The organism is Nitrosococcus halophilus Nc 4, from assembly GCF_000024725.1.
GTDB lineage: Bacteria > Pseudomonadota > Gammaproteobacteria > Nitrosococcales > Nitrosococcaceae > Nitrosococcus > Nitrosococcus halophilus.
The window spans coordinates 1,991,349-2,007,311 of the sequence record NC_013960.1 but is presented as its reverse complement, the minus strand read 5'-3'; the positions used below and the strand labels follow the sequence as shown (position 1 = coordinate 2,007,311).

At 51.6% G+C, this 15,963-nt stretch carries 15 protein-coding genes and 1 tRNA gene; 2 read left to right on the top strand and 14 right to left on the bottom strand.

Annotated features, from left to right (window positions below):
* Nucleotides 1-13 precede the first annotated feature (13 nt).
* From cas8c to NHAL_RS09420, 4 genes are all read right to left on the bottom strand, one after another.
* Nucleotides 14-1,762, bottom strand: a complete 1,749-nt coding sequence (cas8c, locus tag NHAL_RS09435; protein ID WP_013032917.1) for a type I-C CRISPR-associated protein Cas8c/Csd1 — start codon at nucleotides 1,760-1,762, stop codon at nucleotides 14-16.
* The gene (cas5c, locus tag NHAL_RS09430; RefSeq protein WP_013032916.1) at nucleotides 1,759-2,436 is read right to left on the bottom strand and encodes a type I-C CRISPR-associated protein Cas5c; all 678 of its coding nucleotides are present in this window, start codon (nucleotides 2,434-2,436) and stop codon (nucleotides 1,759-1,761) included. Before cas5c ends, cas8c begins: the two co-directional genes overlap by 4 nt.
* 55 nt (nucleotides 2,437-2,491) lie before the next feature.
* Nucleotides 2,492-4,684: a CRISPR-associated helicase/endonuclease Cas3 gene (locus NHAL_RS09425; protein WP_013032915.1), complete on the bottom strand. Its 2,193-nt coding sequence runs from the start codon at nucleotides 4,682-4,684 to the stop codon at nucleotides 2,492-2,494.
* A gap of 384 nt (nucleotides 4,685-5,068) precedes the next feature.
* Complete coding sequence (locus tag NHAL_RS09420) at nucleotides 5,069-5,536, bottom strand: cell wall hydrolase (RefSeq protein WP_013032914.1); 468 nt, start codon at nucleotides 5,534-5,536, stop codon at nucleotides 5,069-5,071.
* A gap of 124 nt (nucleotides 5,537-5,660) precedes the next feature.
* On the opposite strand from NHAL_RS09420, the gene NHAL_RS09415 reads away from it, so the two are divergent.
* Entirely contained in the window at nucleotides 5,661-7,346 is a 1,686-nt protein-coding gene (locus NHAL_RS09415) for a hypothetical protein (RefSeq protein ID WP_013032913.1), read from the top strand.
* Between the two features lie 115 nt (nucleotides 7,347-7,461).
* Here the strand turns inward: NHAL_RS09415 and NHAL_RS09410 are convergent, their stop codons facing one another.
* From NHAL_RS09410 to NHAL_RS09385, 6 genes are all read right to left on the bottom strand, one after another.
* Nucleotides 7,462-8,730, bottom strand: a complete 1,269-nt coding sequence (locus NHAL_RS09410) for an alkaline phosphatase PhoX (protein WP_013032912.1) — start codon at nucleotides 8,728-8,730, stop codon at nucleotides 7,462-7,464.
* Between the two features lie 9 nt (nucleotides 8,731-8,739).
* Entirely contained in the window at nucleotides 8,740-9,300 is a 561-nt protein-coding gene (locus NHAL_RS21960; protein ID WP_157862509.1) for an IS630 family transposase, read from the bottom strand.
* Nucleotides 9,301-9,305: 5 nt separating this feature from the next.
* Nucleotides 9,306-9,809: a helix-turn-helix domain-containing protein gene (locus NHAL_RS21955; RefSeq protein ID WP_041354723.1), complete on the bottom strand. Its 504-nt coding sequence runs from the start codon at nucleotides 9,807-9,809 to the stop codon at nucleotides 9,306-9,308.
* Nucleotides 9,810-9,838: 29 nt separating this feature from the next.
* Nucleotides 9,839-10,198 carry a hypothetical protein gene (locus NHAL_RS09395; protein ID WP_013032911.1) on the bottom strand — a complete coding sequence of 120 codons (360 nt, stop codon included), beginning with the start codon at nucleotides 10,196-10,198 and terminating at the stop codon, nucleotides 9,839-9,841.
* A 658-nt stretch (nucleotides 10,199-10,856) separates the two neighbouring features.
* Nucleotides 10,857-12,338, bottom strand: a complete 1,482-nt coding sequence (locus tag NHAL_RS09390) for a protein adenylyltransferase SelO (RefSeq protein ID WP_013032910.1) — start codon at nucleotides 12,336-12,338, stop codon at nucleotides 10,857-10,859.
* A 297-nt stretch (nucleotides 12,339-12,635) separates the two neighbouring features.
* Nucleotides 12,636-12,725 (bottom strand) — tRNA-Ser (locus tag NHAL_RS09385).
* A gap of 196 nt (nucleotides 12,726-12,921) precedes the next feature.
* Here NHAL_RS09385 and NHAL_RS09380 point away from each other — a divergent pair.
* The gene (locus tag NHAL_RS09380; protein WP_013032908.1) at nucleotides 12,922-13,590 is read left to right on the top strand and encodes a Bax inhibitor-1/YccA family protein; all 669 of its coding nucleotides are present in this window, start codon (nucleotides 12,922-12,924) and stop codon (nucleotides 13,588-13,590) included.
* An 83-nt stretch (nucleotides 13,591-13,673) separates the two neighbouring features.
* On the opposite strand, the gene NHAL_RS09375 is transcribed toward NHAL_RS09380, so the two are convergent.
* From NHAL_RS09375 to iscR, 4 genes are read right to left on the bottom strand one after another with little or no spacing between them, the layout of a single operon-like run.
* A complete protein-coding gene (locus tag NHAL_RS09375; RefSeq protein WP_013032907.1) occupies nucleotides 13,674-13,880 on the bottom strand; it encodes a DUF6494 family protein in 207 nt (68 codons plus the stop codon).
* Nucleotides 13,881-13,906: 26 nt separating this feature from the next.
* Complete coding sequence (locus NHAL_RS09370) at nucleotides 13,907-14,230, bottom strand: HesB/IscA family protein (protein WP_013032906.1); 324 nt, start codon at nucleotides 14,228-14,230, stop codon at nucleotides 13,907-13,909.
* A 22-nt stretch (nucleotides 14,231-14,252) separates the two neighbouring features.
* A complete protein-coding gene (locus NHAL_RS09365) occupies nucleotides 14,253-15,398 on the bottom strand; it encodes a cysteine desulfurase family protein (protein WP_013032905.1) in 1,146 nt (381 codons plus the stop codon).
* Between the two features lie 22 nt (nucleotides 15,399-15,420).
* Nucleotides 15,421-15,921, bottom strand: coding sequence for a Fe-S cluster assembly transcriptional regulator IscR (iscR, locus tag NHAL_RS09360; RefSeq protein WP_013032904.1), 501 nt, complete (start codon nucleotides 15,919-15,921; stop codon nucleotides 15,421-15,423).
* Between the last annotated feature and the right edge of the window lie 42 nt (nucleotides 15,922-15,963).

Genomic DNA, 15,963 nt, shown 5'->3' with positions numbered 1-15,963 from the left:
ATTACTCTCCCTGTTAGTTATCTAAATTCTTTTTATTGAAAAATGCCTGACGTTGGTGGTAATAACCCACAGCAAAGCGGCCTTGATCGTCCAAACTCAAATGGGCAGGAAAATATTCAATGCCGTCCATGATTTCACCCATCAATTTTTCCAACCAAATGATTTGTCCCTCTTCCAACTTATCGAGGTGGTAGTTCTTAAGCTTTAACAGGTGAGGAAAAGCCGTCCTAGGCGTTGAGGAAGCGGCGCTGTAAAAACGATCCCGGATAGTGGCTTCAACGTTGGGGAGAGCGAGCTTCTGGGCTCGTTCTAGCACGGCGAACAACCGTCCTAGCCGATAACCGATGTTCAAATTTTTCAAATCCAAAGCCACATTGACCTCCTGTTGGGAATGATTAAATAACCGGGCATTACGGGTTAACACTGCCTTAATCAAAGCAACTCGAGGATAAGTAATATGGTGCTCCGCCCTAACTCGGCGAAGAGCAGCCGCTAGCAAGGTTCGCGGATAAGGCATACCTACCAGAATCGCCTTCATGAAATCGCCAGCCAAATTAGGAGGAACATTTTCAACTTTGCCCTGTAAAGCGCTTGCCTTCAGCAAGCGGAATAACGGCAGAAATTCCGGCTCCTGGGGTGCATGGATGATATGGGTATCATTGAAATGCTGGCGTATATGCCGGGCTACTTCGCCCACGGTGCCCGGATACCAGAAGCGGACGGCGATACGTGCGGCGTTGGGGGCTAGGCCCAGCACATAAAAAGGGGTGTTATCTTCATCAATTGGCTTGGCCCCGCTTTTAGGGGCGGCATAAAGAGCACGAATAGCCTCTGTGCCCCGATCTGGATCATCTGGGTCGGGATCCAGCCAAGCTACAAATTGCTCCTCTGAAGGATGATCCTTTGCCGCCCAAAAGACAGTGGAAGCATCCCCTACCTGAATTCGCTGGCGCGATCCTTTGCGCAGTAGATGATTCAAAGCGGTAGTGTAGGCAAAGGTAGCCCGTTCGCCCACCGGTGCATTAATTCCTTGGTGCTTACCGTAGGACGTGAAAGCATCCCGATTGAAAGAAACGATATCCGCACCTGAAGGTTGTCCCCCCCAAACGCCTCTGATGGGAGGGTGAACTCGAGCGATGCTGTCCACCTCACCGCTAACCAGACAACGCTGGCGTTGTTTCTTGCGCTCTGTCACCCACTCGACGATAGCCCGCCGCACAGCATTTCGTTGGCAAATAAGTTCCGTACTATTTTGCAGGCGAAAGGAGAGGTTACCCGTGCTCCTATTAATGTCATCCCAAAGAGAGTGGGCATATAAAGATTGAAAATCGCCCTTTTCCAGAAAGGCCAATACAGCCTTTATCCCCTTATCAGCACCCACCTCGGGAAAGGTATCTTTAATACGTTGGATAAATGCCGCCCGTTTTTCCTTTGCCCGCTGTTGCTCCTTTTCCCGCTTGTTAGCCTCAAGTCTTTCAGCTTTTACAGCACTAACCGTGCCTAACGCATAATCGAGAGTATCCCATAATAAATTAGGCAGAATCCCTGAAGTTCTCTTCTCCCCCTGAGGAACAATAAATATCCGCCCGGTTTTCTTTTTTCCCTTCCCCGTCCGGGTATCCTCCAAGTCTACAAAACGCCCTTCTTCGTCCAGCACGACAATGAAAGGAATCTCCTTCTTCTCGAACCCTATCGGAGGCAGTTCATTACCACCCTCACGGGTTTTGCGCTGGTAATATTCACTAAGCGCCTGCAAGATCATCCCATCACCTCAGAGCTATCCCAGGCGGGCACCCGGATAGTTCCCTGCTCCATCATGGCCCGAAAAAAATACGGCCTAGGCTCAGCTTCTAGATGATCCAAATCGTAAAGCATCCAGCCCAAATCGCGGCTCTCTGAGATAGGCACCGGCAATTCTTCCCCCTGCTCAACAGGCTCGAAGGCGGCAGAAAATTCCCGGCAACCCAAGTAAGGCTGATTGAAACATTGACCTTTTTCTGCACGGCGACGGAACATTTGGGCAAATTTTATGTGATTGTCCTCATGGCCAGCTTTATCGGTTAGCTCAAAACAAGCGTGAATCAAATAGTCCACGTCCCGCAAGAATAACCCCGCTCGTTGCTGGCGGGCCTCTTCTATATAGAGGCCAAGATCTCCTCTGCCACTACTCATCGTAGTCGTAACATTGCGGGTGGAAACCACTGTCTCCACTTCATTACGCCGCACCGATTCCCAGCGAATGGGTTTGAGCACATCAATACGGGTTACTTGCCACCGAATGGCGGGCTTCCAGAGAATGGCTTCAAGGATTCCTCGAGCAGCGGAAGGGGTCATCACATCATAAGAGACTCGCTCCACCTTCATTTCCGGGCGGGTAAAACAAGCATTATCACCCCAGACCCGCAGGCAAACGGCATTTTTTCTGGCATCGTCCATTAATGGATCTCCTTATCTTGAAAGTCTAAGCGACACAAAAATCAGCAATAATCCCTCAAACAATCAACTGATCAGGATCGTAATAGGCAGGATCATCCCCGAGCAGTCCTAGATCCTGGTGGTACAAACCATCATGAGCCTGAATGAACAGTCCTGGATGGATTTCCTGAATATCGCCCTGATTCAGCAATTGTTGGTGTCGGTAGCGAGGCAAGTTGACCACATAGCGCTGAAGCTTGCGCAATAGCCAACGCTTCGGCCCAAGGTGACGTAGCTGTTCAATCAAATCGACTCCCTTCCCATAGCGTACGATCACTGGAGCTTGCTGAGTCTCATCGATTAGCCGGAACTTGGCGGCTGCGCTGCTGAAAAGAAAGCGCAATTGCCCGTTGTGTTTAAGATCCTTAAGAATGCCCTTGCGATCCAAACCCTCTGTCCCTTTTTTCCAATACAACTGCTGGAAATAAGTGATAAAATGCTCAGGCGCTAGGGGATCAGGGGGACGCTGTTGTAATATCTGCCGTCCACAATCCTGGGCTTGGCGCAGATGTCCGACGGGAGCCTGCTTCGGTGGAATAAACACCACTACTTTGCCCTTGCCCTCCAATAAACCCTCTCGATTACAGCGTCCGGCCGCCTGAGCGATGGAATCCAGTCCTGCCAGAGCACGGTAAACTACTGGGAAATCCACATCGACACCCGCCTCCACTAACTGGGTGCTAACTACCCTGACGGGTTCTCCCGCCTTCAGTCGCTGCTTGATTTCAGCAATCACCTCAGATCGGTGTTGACCACACATCAGACCGGACAAATGGAGGGTACCCCTGGGCATTAAACGGTGTAGCGTGCGGCAGTCATCCCGACGATCCACAATGCACAATACGGAATCATAACCGTGCAGCTCTTCAGCCAATTCCTCCCAGGCAGTGCTGTCATGCAGATCATCGGGAACCGTCACCTCGACCCGGCGCAGGGCTTCATGCAGCGCCTGCGGGCCATCCATGATCTCCTGCACCCCTTCCAAACCTTCAAAGGAACTGTCGAAGCCCTGGCGCGATTCAAGAGCTGGTTGGGTGGCGGTACAAAGCATAAAGCTGACTTGATAATTTTTGGCCAATTCCCTAATGGCATGAAGAATGGGTTTTAAAAAGTCTGGTGGTAACAACTGAACTTCATCCAGCACCACCACGCTGTTAATGATATTGTGCAGTTTGCGTACGCGACTGGTCCGGGCGGCGAATAGGGATTCAAAAAACTGTACAGAAGTGGTAACGACAATGGGTGCATCCCAATTCTCGCAGGCCAGCCGGCTGCGGGCATCCTCATGATCCGAATCCAAATTGCTGTGATGTTCCAGCACGGCATCGCCAAAAATCTGACGAAATACGTTGGCTGTCTGCTCGATAATGCTGGTATAGGGAATGACATAGATGATCCGCCGCTTGTCATAGGCCCGTGCATGATGAAGAGCGAAAGCCAGAGAAGACAGAGTCTTGCCTCCACCGGTAGGCACGGTTAGGGAAAACAGCCCTGGCGGCTGAATTGCCTGCCCTCGACAACGATTTAGAATCTCAGCCCGCAATCGATTGACGGGCGTGCTTCTTGCGCCTTTTTGCAGCCCCTCTATATAGCATTCAAAGGAGGACAAAAGCTCGCTCAAGCTCGGATAACCGCTGCGCGCAGCGGTCTTATCCCCATCCATGAACGACTCGGTGTCTAGGAAATCGGCATCTACCAAACAGGAAAACAGCATTCGGATCCACAAGGCAATATCTCTTCCCCTAGGCCGGCTAATAGGAGAAGCCACTTGCAGGATAGCCTCGGGAATCGGTTGGCTAAGAGCTTCATCTAGAAATGACTGCTGTTCAGGCCTAAGTCGATGAGCCAAAGCTTTCCTCCCAGCTTCGACACTCTGCCAGTCTGGCAAACCGGCATGATGCCCGGCAATAAGGTAGGCCAATATCCGTCCTTCCGGACCAAGCTGCTTGCAAGCATAGAGAGCTCCTACAGTGGAATGATCCACCCTGCCGGGTACTTCGATATGTGCATCCGGATCATAGCCAGAAGCACTTCTGATATAATGTTGGAAAGCCAGGCGGTATTTCCCCAGATCATGCCACAAGCCTGCAAGATAAGCCCAATCACCGCTTCCAAACGGGGTCGCAAATTGATTGGCCAACTGCGCCACAGCTTGCAGGTGTTCTTCAAGGACGTGCTCTCCCCAGTGCCCCGCCTGGGTCTCACGCACATGAGCAAGAAAAACTTTTTTGTCCCTACTAGTCAATTTATTCAAAGTTATAAAAAGTGCAGTTTTTTTATTTTATTTGTAAGTAGTCGGCCGAAATATTCCTTCTATTAGAAACTTTATAAATTCAACAGATTATCGAAATCCTTAGAAATTCTGGCCCAAGTAAGACAAGGGAATCGCTCGATAATTATGGAAGGTAGCAATGGGAGCCTGTCAATTCACAGGTCACTTAGGAGAGCTTACTGTAAATTATTCGAAGAATGCCAAGGGGCTATATCAAAAATTAGTCCGGGCCTGAAGAGAAAAATGGGGAAATCTCAATCTCCACGAAATTAGCCATTAACAACTAATTAGCAGCTAATTTAAAACCAATAGGCCTGCACACTAACGATAAAAAACATGCTTACCAATAAGCGCTGTTCTCTTACGCTTTCTCAACCAGGGAGGCGTTTTGGTCGAAGTATGGTGATACCAAAGCGCCCCCTGAGTCGGATCAGGCGGCGGATGAGTCAACAAGAGTTGGGCAACTTTCTGGGCTTTCTTCCAAGCTTCCTTTTCCCGTGGGCGGTCACTGCGGCCATCGCACCACCAGTTCCATTCGCAAGGCGGACTTTCCCCCCCTTGATAAACAATCGAGCAAACTGTTGCCGGATAGCGACTATCATCCATTCGGTTCAGCACTACCCAACCTACGGCCACCATTCCCTCGCGGCCTTCCGATCTGGCCTCCCAATAAAGATTGAGAGCCAAGCAACGGACTTCTTTCTCATTAAGGTTTGTCGCCTGGGATGGCTTTACCCACCCCAAGGATAAAACAAGCGTAATTAAAACCGTCGTTCTCAAAACGATCATACTGATTTTTTCAAAATCTTATTGTTATTATCTAAATATATAAGAAAAAAAATATTTGACAACAATGATTGTTGAACACAAGAGCACCCTTGCGGCAGCTGCCTCTATATAAACGGAGGATACTATGAGATATGGAGGACCCCTAGTTACAATTCTGCTGGCTTTCGCTACCGGCTCTGGTCATGCCGAATTATCCCTTGACCCGCCAACTTCTCTAAACACGCTCCCTGTAGCGGTGCAAGGAATCGATACTTACGGGACTCAGCTCGGCACCGTCTCCTTTCCGGTTTCTTGCAATGAGACAGCGAGCCAGCAAATGGAGCGAGGCGTGGCACTGCTCCATCACATGACTTATTCCGGCGCTCAAAAGGCATTTGCGGCAGCCTTAGAAGCTGATCCTGACTGCGCCATGGGTTACTGGGGAATGGCCATGGCCTCCATTCATCCTCTCTGGCCGGATGTCCCTACACCAGAGCAGCTAAAAAAAGGATGGAATCTTATTGGTGAAGCCAAGGCCCGAGGCCCCAAAACTCCGCGTGAGCAAGTCTATATCACAGCCCTGGAAGCCTACTTTAAAGACGGCTGGAAACGCAGCGAAGAAGCCCGCCTTATGAGCTTTGAGCAAGGATGGGAACAGGTTTACCAACAATTCCCGCAGGACTTGGAGGCCGCCGCTTTTTATGCCCTCGCCCACACCGCTATTGCCCACCCGGAGGATAAGTCATACCAAAAGCAGCGAGAGGCCGGAGCGATTGCGAAAAAGATACTGGCTAAAAATCCGGATCACCCGGGGGCCCACCACTACCTTATTCATGCCTATGATTCTCCTGGGCTTGCTGATCAGGCCTTAGCAATAGCAAGAAATTACGGGAAGATCGCCCCCCAAGTTCCCCATGCGCTCCATATGCCGACCCATATTTTCACCCGCGTCGGCCGGTGGCAGGAATCCATTGAAGGGAACCGGCAATCTGCCGCCGTTGCCTGGAAACAAAGCGTCAGTGACGGCGCAATTTCGCTACATTATCCCCATGCCCTGGACTATCTAGCCTATGCCTATCTGCAAGGAGCCCAGGATAAAAAAGCACAGGAAATTCGAGACCAGGTTCTTTCCCTAGAGGGGCCTTTTCTCCACCTCAATTTGCCTGCAATCGCCTATGCATTAGCAGCCATCCCCGCCCGCTATGCCCTGGAACGGCAGCAATGGGCGGAGGCTGCCTGCCTCCAACCGCGACAGCCCAGTTCTTTCCCTTGGGAGAAGCGGTTTGCTCCCTATGAAGCCATGACTTATTTTGCCAAAGCACTCGGAGCCGCACGAAGCGGAGACCCACACACAGCGCGAAAGGCATTGGATAAGCTAGTCTCCCTGGGTAAACAAATCACACCCACCGATTCTAATGCCTATTGGGCCAAACAAGTTGAGATTCAGCGTATGGCAGCGACAGCCTGGCTGAGATACGAAGAAGGCAAACCCAAAGAGGCTCTAAGAATCATGCGCAAGGCCGCCGAAGAAGAAGCCTCCACGGAGAAAGCAGCGGTCACACCAGGAGAAATCTTACCGGCCCGAGAACTGCTTGCCGATATGCTGCTTATCATGGGGAATGCCAAAGAGGCGCTTGCAGAATATGAAGCCGCTTTGAAACGGAGCCCCAATCGGTTCAATAGCTTATATGGCGCTGGCCGTGCCGCCGAGTTGGGAGGAAACTCCAACAAAGCAGCTAACTACTATCAAAAACTAGTCGAGATCACTATGCAAGCGGAGATAGAGCGGGAACGCCTTCAACAAGCCAAAGTATTTTTAGCCGGCCACTAGCAGCAAACATGCCCGTTGGGCCAGTTATTTGATTTTGCAGGCTTCGCCACAACAGACCAGATGAAGGGAGCCGCATTCGCGGCTCCCCCCACATCAAACCCCGCAGGTATCGAGGTTAGTCGTCGTCTTTGCCGTTCTTTCCTGTCACCTTGAAACCGGTGATCTTGATGATATCGTCGGTGTCACCGAGGACATCGGGATCAGAGTGCTGAATCGCCAAGAAGGCGGTCGTCCCCGAAGCATCGAACTCGAAGCCGGTGGGCTCCGCCGATTGATCTTTGACCGACAAGACCCGCACGCACCCATCCGTCTTGATGCCACGATCGGCACCATCCCGCAGGCAGGCCCAGACGTCACCATTAGCTGCGTCCTCAATGACATAAAGGTTGCCAGTCACCGGCTGAAAAGCAAGGTTATCCATGGAATTGAATTCGGAGTCCCCCTCGACAAAGCGGTTCACAACAACCGTCGCCCGATCCCCATCCGCCATCAGCGGCTGGAGATCAACACCGCAAATAACCTCAGCGAAATTCTGGGCCTCCACGCGGCCCGTGTTAGCCCAGCAGAAGCGGACCGCACCGGGGAAATCTTCCGGTGCCTGGAAAACCGGATCACGGTGGAGATCCTCCGGCCGGTAGTAGCCGGTCGCCCCGTTTGCATCGGCATCGACCCGGGCGTTGGCTGCCGAAACGGGAACCCAGGAGCCGTTGCCAATTTCACAACCCTGACCAAATTGCGGGAAGCTGCCGCTTTGGCCCTCGCCCACCAGAAGGGAAGCCGGCTCACCCTCGCGGCAGTCAGCCCGAAAGGCGTAATTTCGTCCACTGGCAAACGGCGAGTGTTCCAAGTCAAAGATGATCCCATCGTCTACCCTAGGCACATCAGGCACGAACTTAAACAACGCGCCGCCGTCGACATCATCCCTATCCGTCCCGGGCCGGAGTTCGTCACCGTAATAGACGACACCAGAGGACAGCACCGTAAGACCTTCCCAGGCGAGCGTGCCAAGAGCCGTGCGCTTCACTACCCCATCCGAGGCGTCGTTGCCCTGATAGTCGACGATTATGGCTGGGCCACCGGGCACCCCCCGGTCCATGACGAAATACACCTTGCCGGAGAGAGGATTTAGGAGCTCATAGGCTGCGCCATCATCGGTCTCCTCGGTGGCGAGCACCGTACCCCAGGGGGTGGTGCGGATACCGTCGCAGCGATCCATCCCAAACAACACGTCAGTGACTTGGCCCGTTTCCTTGTGGATGGCCTGTATCGAAACGTTGCTCCCGTCATCCGGGCGGCTATTCTCGATACAGAAGATCAGGTGGGTGGGGTTCTCCAATGGGAAGAAGGAGAACATATCGGCGTCGTTGGCGGCGTTCCGGGTCATACCATTTCTTTAAATATTTGCATGTTTTAAAGCGGAGAGGATGAAGGGGTAACCGGTTAAAGAACGAATCGTTTGTGGAGTGAGGTCCTGGAGGATTTCCCCGACAGTCTGTCGAAGGGAGTCCAGTGTGCTAAAGAGAACCCAACTGAGCTGATCTTTCATGTGTTGCCAAAGTCGCTCGATAGGGTTGAGCTCGGGGCTATAGGGAGGCTGGAACATCAACACGATATTCTCAGGCAACTCCAGCTTCTTGGCCCAATGAGAGCTGGCATTATCAAGTTGAACGATATGGAGAGCGTGGGGATAGCGTTGAGCGAGGTGATCCAAATAAATCTGAAAACAGTCGCTATCGTGATGAGAGAACTCCAAAAAGAAGCTTTCCCCGCTCAGCGGCTCCACCGCCCCATAGAGATAGAAGGCTTTAAATTGCCATTGCACCGGCGCTAGGGGCTTGGTGCCGGTCAACGTAATCAGTCGCCGAGGGATGGTTTTAAGCCCAAAGCGCGTCTCATCGTAACACCAATACCGCACCGCTAAAGCGGGGTCTTCCGCCCCGTAGAGGACCGGCAAAACTTCTAGGCGCCGCGGGAGTTTTTTTTAAAGTCCACCCCCGCCGCTTCCTCTCGATGAAGGTGGCTCGGGCGCGCCACTTTGAGCTTGGCTTTGAGCCGGTAACGTACTGTCTGATGTACCGTTTTATACTTAATCTGCAACCCGTATTCTTCCCTCAGCCACTGTTGAATCGCCCCATAGCTCTTAAAACCCGGCGGTTCTTTCAAACGCTGCTTTAAGGCCTGCTCCACCGCCGGCGGTATAGCTCGGGCACGCCCATTATGCGCCGTCCCAAGCTCAAGCAAGCCTGCTAACCCTCGGGCCCGATACCCCTCAAACCAGCGATAAAGGGTGGAGGGATTGCGCCCTAGCACTTTCCCCAAAGCTTTGAGTTCGGTGACCTGCTCGCTCTTGAGCAAATATAACGCCTGAACTCGTTCTTTGAGTTTCACCTCGCTCTGCTGGTGAAGCAGCGCTTTTAATTCCTCGGCACTCTCCGTGATTTCTAGCTCTAGGCGGCGACTCATCAACCTCGCTCCTCCCCATAAACTCGCTTTCAAACCTCCTCATTATAACATGCGGGGTCAGTACGAATTGGTATCAAAATCTCGGCACGAAGACCATGGGCGAGCTCGATAAGGTCATCGACGTCAGTGGCATTGAATGGATTCCCGCTACCCGGAAGCGATTCCGGATCAACCAACCGATCGACATTACCTTCGGCAGACTCCTTTAAGGGTCCTGCAAAACCAAACAGTTTTCGGGATTGCGCATGGAGCAAATGTTCCACCTTGGAACCAAAATCTTTGCCCCCTTTTTTCTTGTTGTCATTATCATCCGCGGACGCTGTACTAGTGATCAGCGTCAGGCCGATGAGGCTTATACACGCCACGCGTGCGTACTGGTACAAGCTCATACCGTCCTCCTATAGAGAATGCATTGTCGAACACCTTGCCCCTCGGCTTCGATGGTGGTAGGCAATTAATCCCGTGTAGGGCTCCTTACGCTCACGCCTGAAAGCGTGCTCCCACCGTTATGTTCGGGGCATTCTCAGCCTAGTTTCGCCATATTGCATGGAGATGATGATTCGACGACAACTTTGTTAAAGCCGAAACACAGATGGGGTGTTGAATCTCCTTGGTATAAAGAGCCGAAATTGAATTTAAGTTAGATCGGAGGCAAAAGCCGTCCCCCCATAACTTTATCCATCTGTGAATTTAAAGGAAATTTTCCACTTGGCGGTTCCGTAATCTTTACTCGCTTGAGCTTCACGATATGGTCGAATCTGCGAGCTTAAGCCGGTAGCATACCAACAAGCTAAATAATCACCGGGATAGGTGGGCATTTCTAATTACTATTCCAGTGCTGGCCACGACTAACTAATTGGCAACCCCTTACTGCCGGTTAGCTTTGATTGGCGAATCTTGAAACCTCCTATCAGGCGGGCAAGCATCTAGTAAAATCGACAAACTCACAAACAGCAATAGACAAGACCTGACCCCACCCGGTGCACGGGTATCGAGGTTAGTCGTCATCTTTCCCGTTCTTTCCTGTCACCTTGAAACCGGTGGTTATCAAGTACCACAAAAAGTTTGGTACACACGCTCTTTCGGCGCAGGAGGGTTTTTGAATTTAGTATATTTCTCTTTATCCTTATAGGGCTCAGACAGCACATCCAGCAGTTCATGTAGCTTTGAGAAGTCAGCGTTCTGTTCCATAGCGTTAAGCGCTGCTTCTACACGATGGTTACGGGGGATGACCACCGGGTTAGTCGCACCCATGAGGCACAGGGAGGATGAGAACGGTTTGGTGTTCCGTTCCAGCCGCTGTTGCCATCTCTCGTACCAATGCTTGAATGCTTGATCCTGATAGTGTGGATCTTCGGGAAAATGTTCATCCATCAGGTCACGGAATGTATTGGTATAATCCGCATGACTGCGCTGCATCCATTGCAGAAGCCCGTTGATGAATTCCATATCTTCGTTTTCTTCACCGAACAACCCCAGCTTACGACGCATCATTGCCAGCCATTCCTGCTGCAATAATGCCTTGAATGACTGGATGGCTTCCTCTGCCATTGCAGCAGCCTTTTCAATATTTTCATGCAGTAGCGGAAGGATAGCCTCAGCAAACCGTGCTAAGTTCCACTGCGCGATACGGGGCTGATTGCCATAGGCATAACGCCCCATGTAGTCGATGGAGCTGAACACGGTGCCGGGATCATAGCTATCCATGAATGCACAGGGGCCATAGTCAATGGTCTGACAAGCAATGGCCATATTGTCCGTATTCATCACCCCGTGAATAAAGCCTACTCGCAGCCATTCGGTGATAAGTTTTATCTGGCAAGCCATGACGGCCTTGAGCAGATCAAAGTAGGGGGTATCAGAGTCTATTATTTCTGGATAATGGCGCTGGATAGCATAATCAGTAAGTTGCTTCAGGCCTGCTTTATCTTCTTGGGCAGCCAGATATTCAAATGTGCCCACACGCAGATGACTAGACGCGACACGTGTCAGAATTGCTCCTTGCAGTACCGTTTCCCGGTAAACAGGTTCGCCGGTGGTGACTACTGCCAAACTCCGGGTGGTCGGGATGCCCAGCGCATGCATGGCTTCGCTGATGATATACTCCCGCAGCATCGGACCCAGCGCTGCACGCCCATCACCGCGCCGGGCATAGGGTGTTTGGCCTGAGCCTTTGAACTGAATATCTACCCGTTTGCCGTCTGGGGTGAGATGCTCGCCGATTAAATGGGCCCGCCCATCGCCCAAATAGGTAAAATGGCCAAACTGATGCCCGGCATAGGCCTGCGCTAGAGGCTCTGCACCTTCTGGAAGCTGATTGCCTGAAAAAAGCTGCGCTAACGCATCCTCAGAGATGGCTTTGAAATTTAATCCTAGTTCCTCTGCCAGAGCATCATTCGCAATGACAAGGCGTGGTTCACGCACAGGAACAGGATGCAGCTTCGTGTAAAAATGGCCAGGCAGCTGCGCATAGGTGTTATCAAAATGCCAACCGATATCCTGATGCTTCATGGCTGTGGACGATGGCATAGGTCTCCAAATCTTCAATCGTGACTAAGGTCTCCTGGTCTATAGTAGACGCTCCTGTTTCAGGTAACCCCTGTTTAATACTCGCTTCACCGTCTCTGCCCGAAACTCCGGCATGTTGTCTTGTTTAGGTTCCATTCCCTTGGATATCTACAAGGCCAGACGAAGCTCTCTGCCTGTGGGATTTGTACAAAGATTGGCAAAGAGCACAGCAAGGAAATATCGGCTGCAACAAACTAAGACTGGAGCAAGATAAAAAGGTACTAACTCCAGCCCAATCAATAGCTTAAAATCAAAAACTGGCGGAGGGCCAGGGATTCGAACCCTGGAGGGACTTTCGCCCCTGCTGGTTTTCAAGACCAGTGCCTTCAACCACTCGGCCAGCCCTCCGATAACCATAGTGCCAAAACGGTAGTGACTGATTTTGGCTTATGGAAGATAACTAAAAGATACCAGAGAAACCAAACTATTGCTATTTTCAAGAAAACTAGTAAGCTTAGAACTAAACCGCTAAGCGGTTGTCATAGTTGGCTAAACTCCTAATTCTAAGGTAAGGATGATCCAACGATAAAAGGGGTCAGAATCCATGAGTTACAATGATCAAGCAGTTTCACGCGCAGCACCTTCGGTACTTGCGACCAATAAGCTTCTACGCAACACCTATACCCTCCTCGCCGCGACGCTAGTTTTTAGCGCTGTTACTGCGGGGATTGCCATGGCAACCAATGCCTCTCCAGTGCATTGGGTGATTACCCTGGTAGGTTACTTCGGTTTATTATTTCTAACCAATGCCCTGCGCAACAGCGTTTGGGGGTTGGCTGCTATTTTTGCCCTGACCGGCTTTATGGGCTATACACTGGGACCCATTCTTAACTTCTATTTGGGTCTGCCCAATGGCCATGAAACAGTCATGCTGGCTTTAGGGGGGACTGGCGCTATCTTCTTCGGTCTCTCAGGCTATGCCCTGGCAACCCGCAAGGATTTTAGCTTTATTGGCGGCTTCCTGATGGTCGGCATCTTAGTGGCCTTTCTGGCGGGACTGGCGGCTATGCTCTTCCAAATCCCCGCCTTGTCCTTGGCCGTCTCAGCCATGTTCATCCTGTTAATGTCAGGCTTTATTTTGTTCCAAACCAGCCTGCTCGTTAATGGGGGGGAAACCAACTACATCATGGCTACGGTGAGCCTGTATGTCGCGATTTACAACTTGTTTTTGAGCCTGTTGCAACTGTTAGGCATCTTCGGTGGCGATGAATAATCGCCCCTTCCAACAGGCCATCCATAAAAAAGGCCCCGGATTTTCCGGGGCCTTTTTAGCTTGGTGAGTTTGGGGGTCTTATTTCAGGAGAGCTTAATATCCCCTTCCGTATCTATTTTAAGCTCAATGCCTTCCACTTTCACTGTAGCGTGGGCTTTAAGGGTTTCATCTCCTTGCAAACGCCCACTGTCGAGGGCGTCCCTTACCGCCTTTTCTATTTCCCGTTGTGCAGTCACCCCCAAGGTTTTGAGGAACTTGCGCACCGACATATTGAACTGTTCTTCATCCATTCTCGTCCCTCACTCGGCTAAAGCGGTTAAACGCTGAAGCTCTCCCCACAGCCACAGGAGGCAACCACATTGGGATTCTGAAATTTAAAGCTTTCATTCAAACCCTCGCGCCGATAATCCAACTCGGTACCATCAATAAACCCCAAGCTTTGCTTATCAATCACGATCTTAATCCCGTCATGGTCGAAGACGGTATCCTCCGGTTCTACCTGCTCCGCAAAACCGAGGACATAAGCATATCCCGAGCAACCGCTCTTTTTCACTCCTACCCGCAGTCCTTCCACATTTGCCTGCTGGGAGAGAACTTTCTTAATCTGTTTTAGTGCCGAATCTGTGACTGTAATTGCCATTTCTCGCCCTCTCCTTAATCAATCAATATGCACACAACAACATCCGTTGCAGCTGGTCTATTTGACTTTTTAGCACAGCAACCAGTTCATCTATTTGGCTCCAATTATTTCCAGCCCCAAAGCTGACCCGAATCGCGCCTTGTGCCAGCTCTGGCGCAATACCCATGGCCAATAACACATGGCTAGGCTGATGACTGCCGCTGCCGCAGGCCGAGCCACTAGAGACTCCAATCCCGGCCTTATCCAAAGCCATCAGCAAAGTCTCTCCTTCAATTCCAGGAACCGCAAAAAATACAGTGTTGGGCAAACGCTCAGCCATTTCTCCGAAAATGACCACCTCCGGTAGTTGCCGCAAGGCTTGCTCCAGATATTCCCGCCACTGGGACCATTCTTGGGCACGGTGATGCAATTCCGCGCTTGCAAGCTCGGCGGCCTTTCCAAACCCCACGATAGCGGCCACATTTTCGGTGCCGCTGCGCCGTCCCTTCTCTTGGCCACCTCCTTGCAGGAGCGGAGCAAGGTCTAAACTACTATCCACAACCAATGCGCCAATCCCTTTAGGCCCCCCCATCTTATGGGCGGAAAGACTCATGAGATGAACGCCACTACGGCGAAAATCAAGGGGTAATTTCCCTACTACTTGAACCGCATCGGTATGAAATATACACCCTTGATCTCGAATGCCTTCGCTCAGGGTAGGGATATCCTGCAAAACACCGGTTTCATTACTAGCCCACATTACAGAAACCAGTCGGGTATCGGGACGGAGTGCGCTCTCTAAGGTGGAAGGAGTCACCCTGCCCTGGGAGTCCACCTCAATTTCAGTCACCGTAAGGCCTTGGGCCCGCAAGGACAAAGCCGGTTCCCGCAGTGAAGGATGCTCCACTGCGCTGATGGCAAGATGCCCCTGGGGACGGGGGCCCATGCCCCCAAACACCGCCAAATTATTGGCTTCAGTGCCACCACTGGTAAAAACCACCTGGGAAGGCGCCGCCTGAACCAAGTCGGCTACCTGGGCCCGAGCTTGCTCTATGGCCTCTCGGGCGAGGCGACCATAACGATGTACGCTGGAAGGGTTGCCCTGCTGCTCCCGAAGGTAAGGAAGCATGGCTTCCAATACCCGTTCATCTAGGGGTGCTCCCGCGTTGTGGTCAAAATAAATTGCCATGCCTGCTTCCTCCTTAGGAAGCTTAATTGGTATCGACGACCACGACGGGGACGGCGCGGTCACCGCTGCCTACCGAGCCTGCCTTGGCGGCGTTATCCAGCCGGGCCGAAATTTCCTGAATGTCGCGGCGCTGGACCAGTTCACCCAAGGTGATACGGGAAAGAAATTCATAAATCTGCCGGCTGAGATCTTCCCACAACTCATGGGTCAAACAGCGCTGATCCCCCTGGCAGTTTTTTAATCCTCGGCAGCGCGTGGCATCCACACTCTCATCGACCGCACTGATCACATCAATCACGCTGATCTTTTCCGCCTCACGACTTAAGCGGTAGCCACCTCCCGGACCACGGGCACTGTCGACCAAACCTTTCTTGCGTAAACGAGCAAAGAGTTGTTCCAGGTAAGAGAGAGAAATCCCTTGCCGACGGGAAATATCCGCTAGGGTGATCGGCCCCTGTTCGTAATGTAGCGCCAAATCCAGCATCGCGGTTACCGCGTAACGACCTTTGGTTGTTAGCCGCATGTCATCCGCCTCATTATTAAGCGTTATCGGGTTCAACCAACC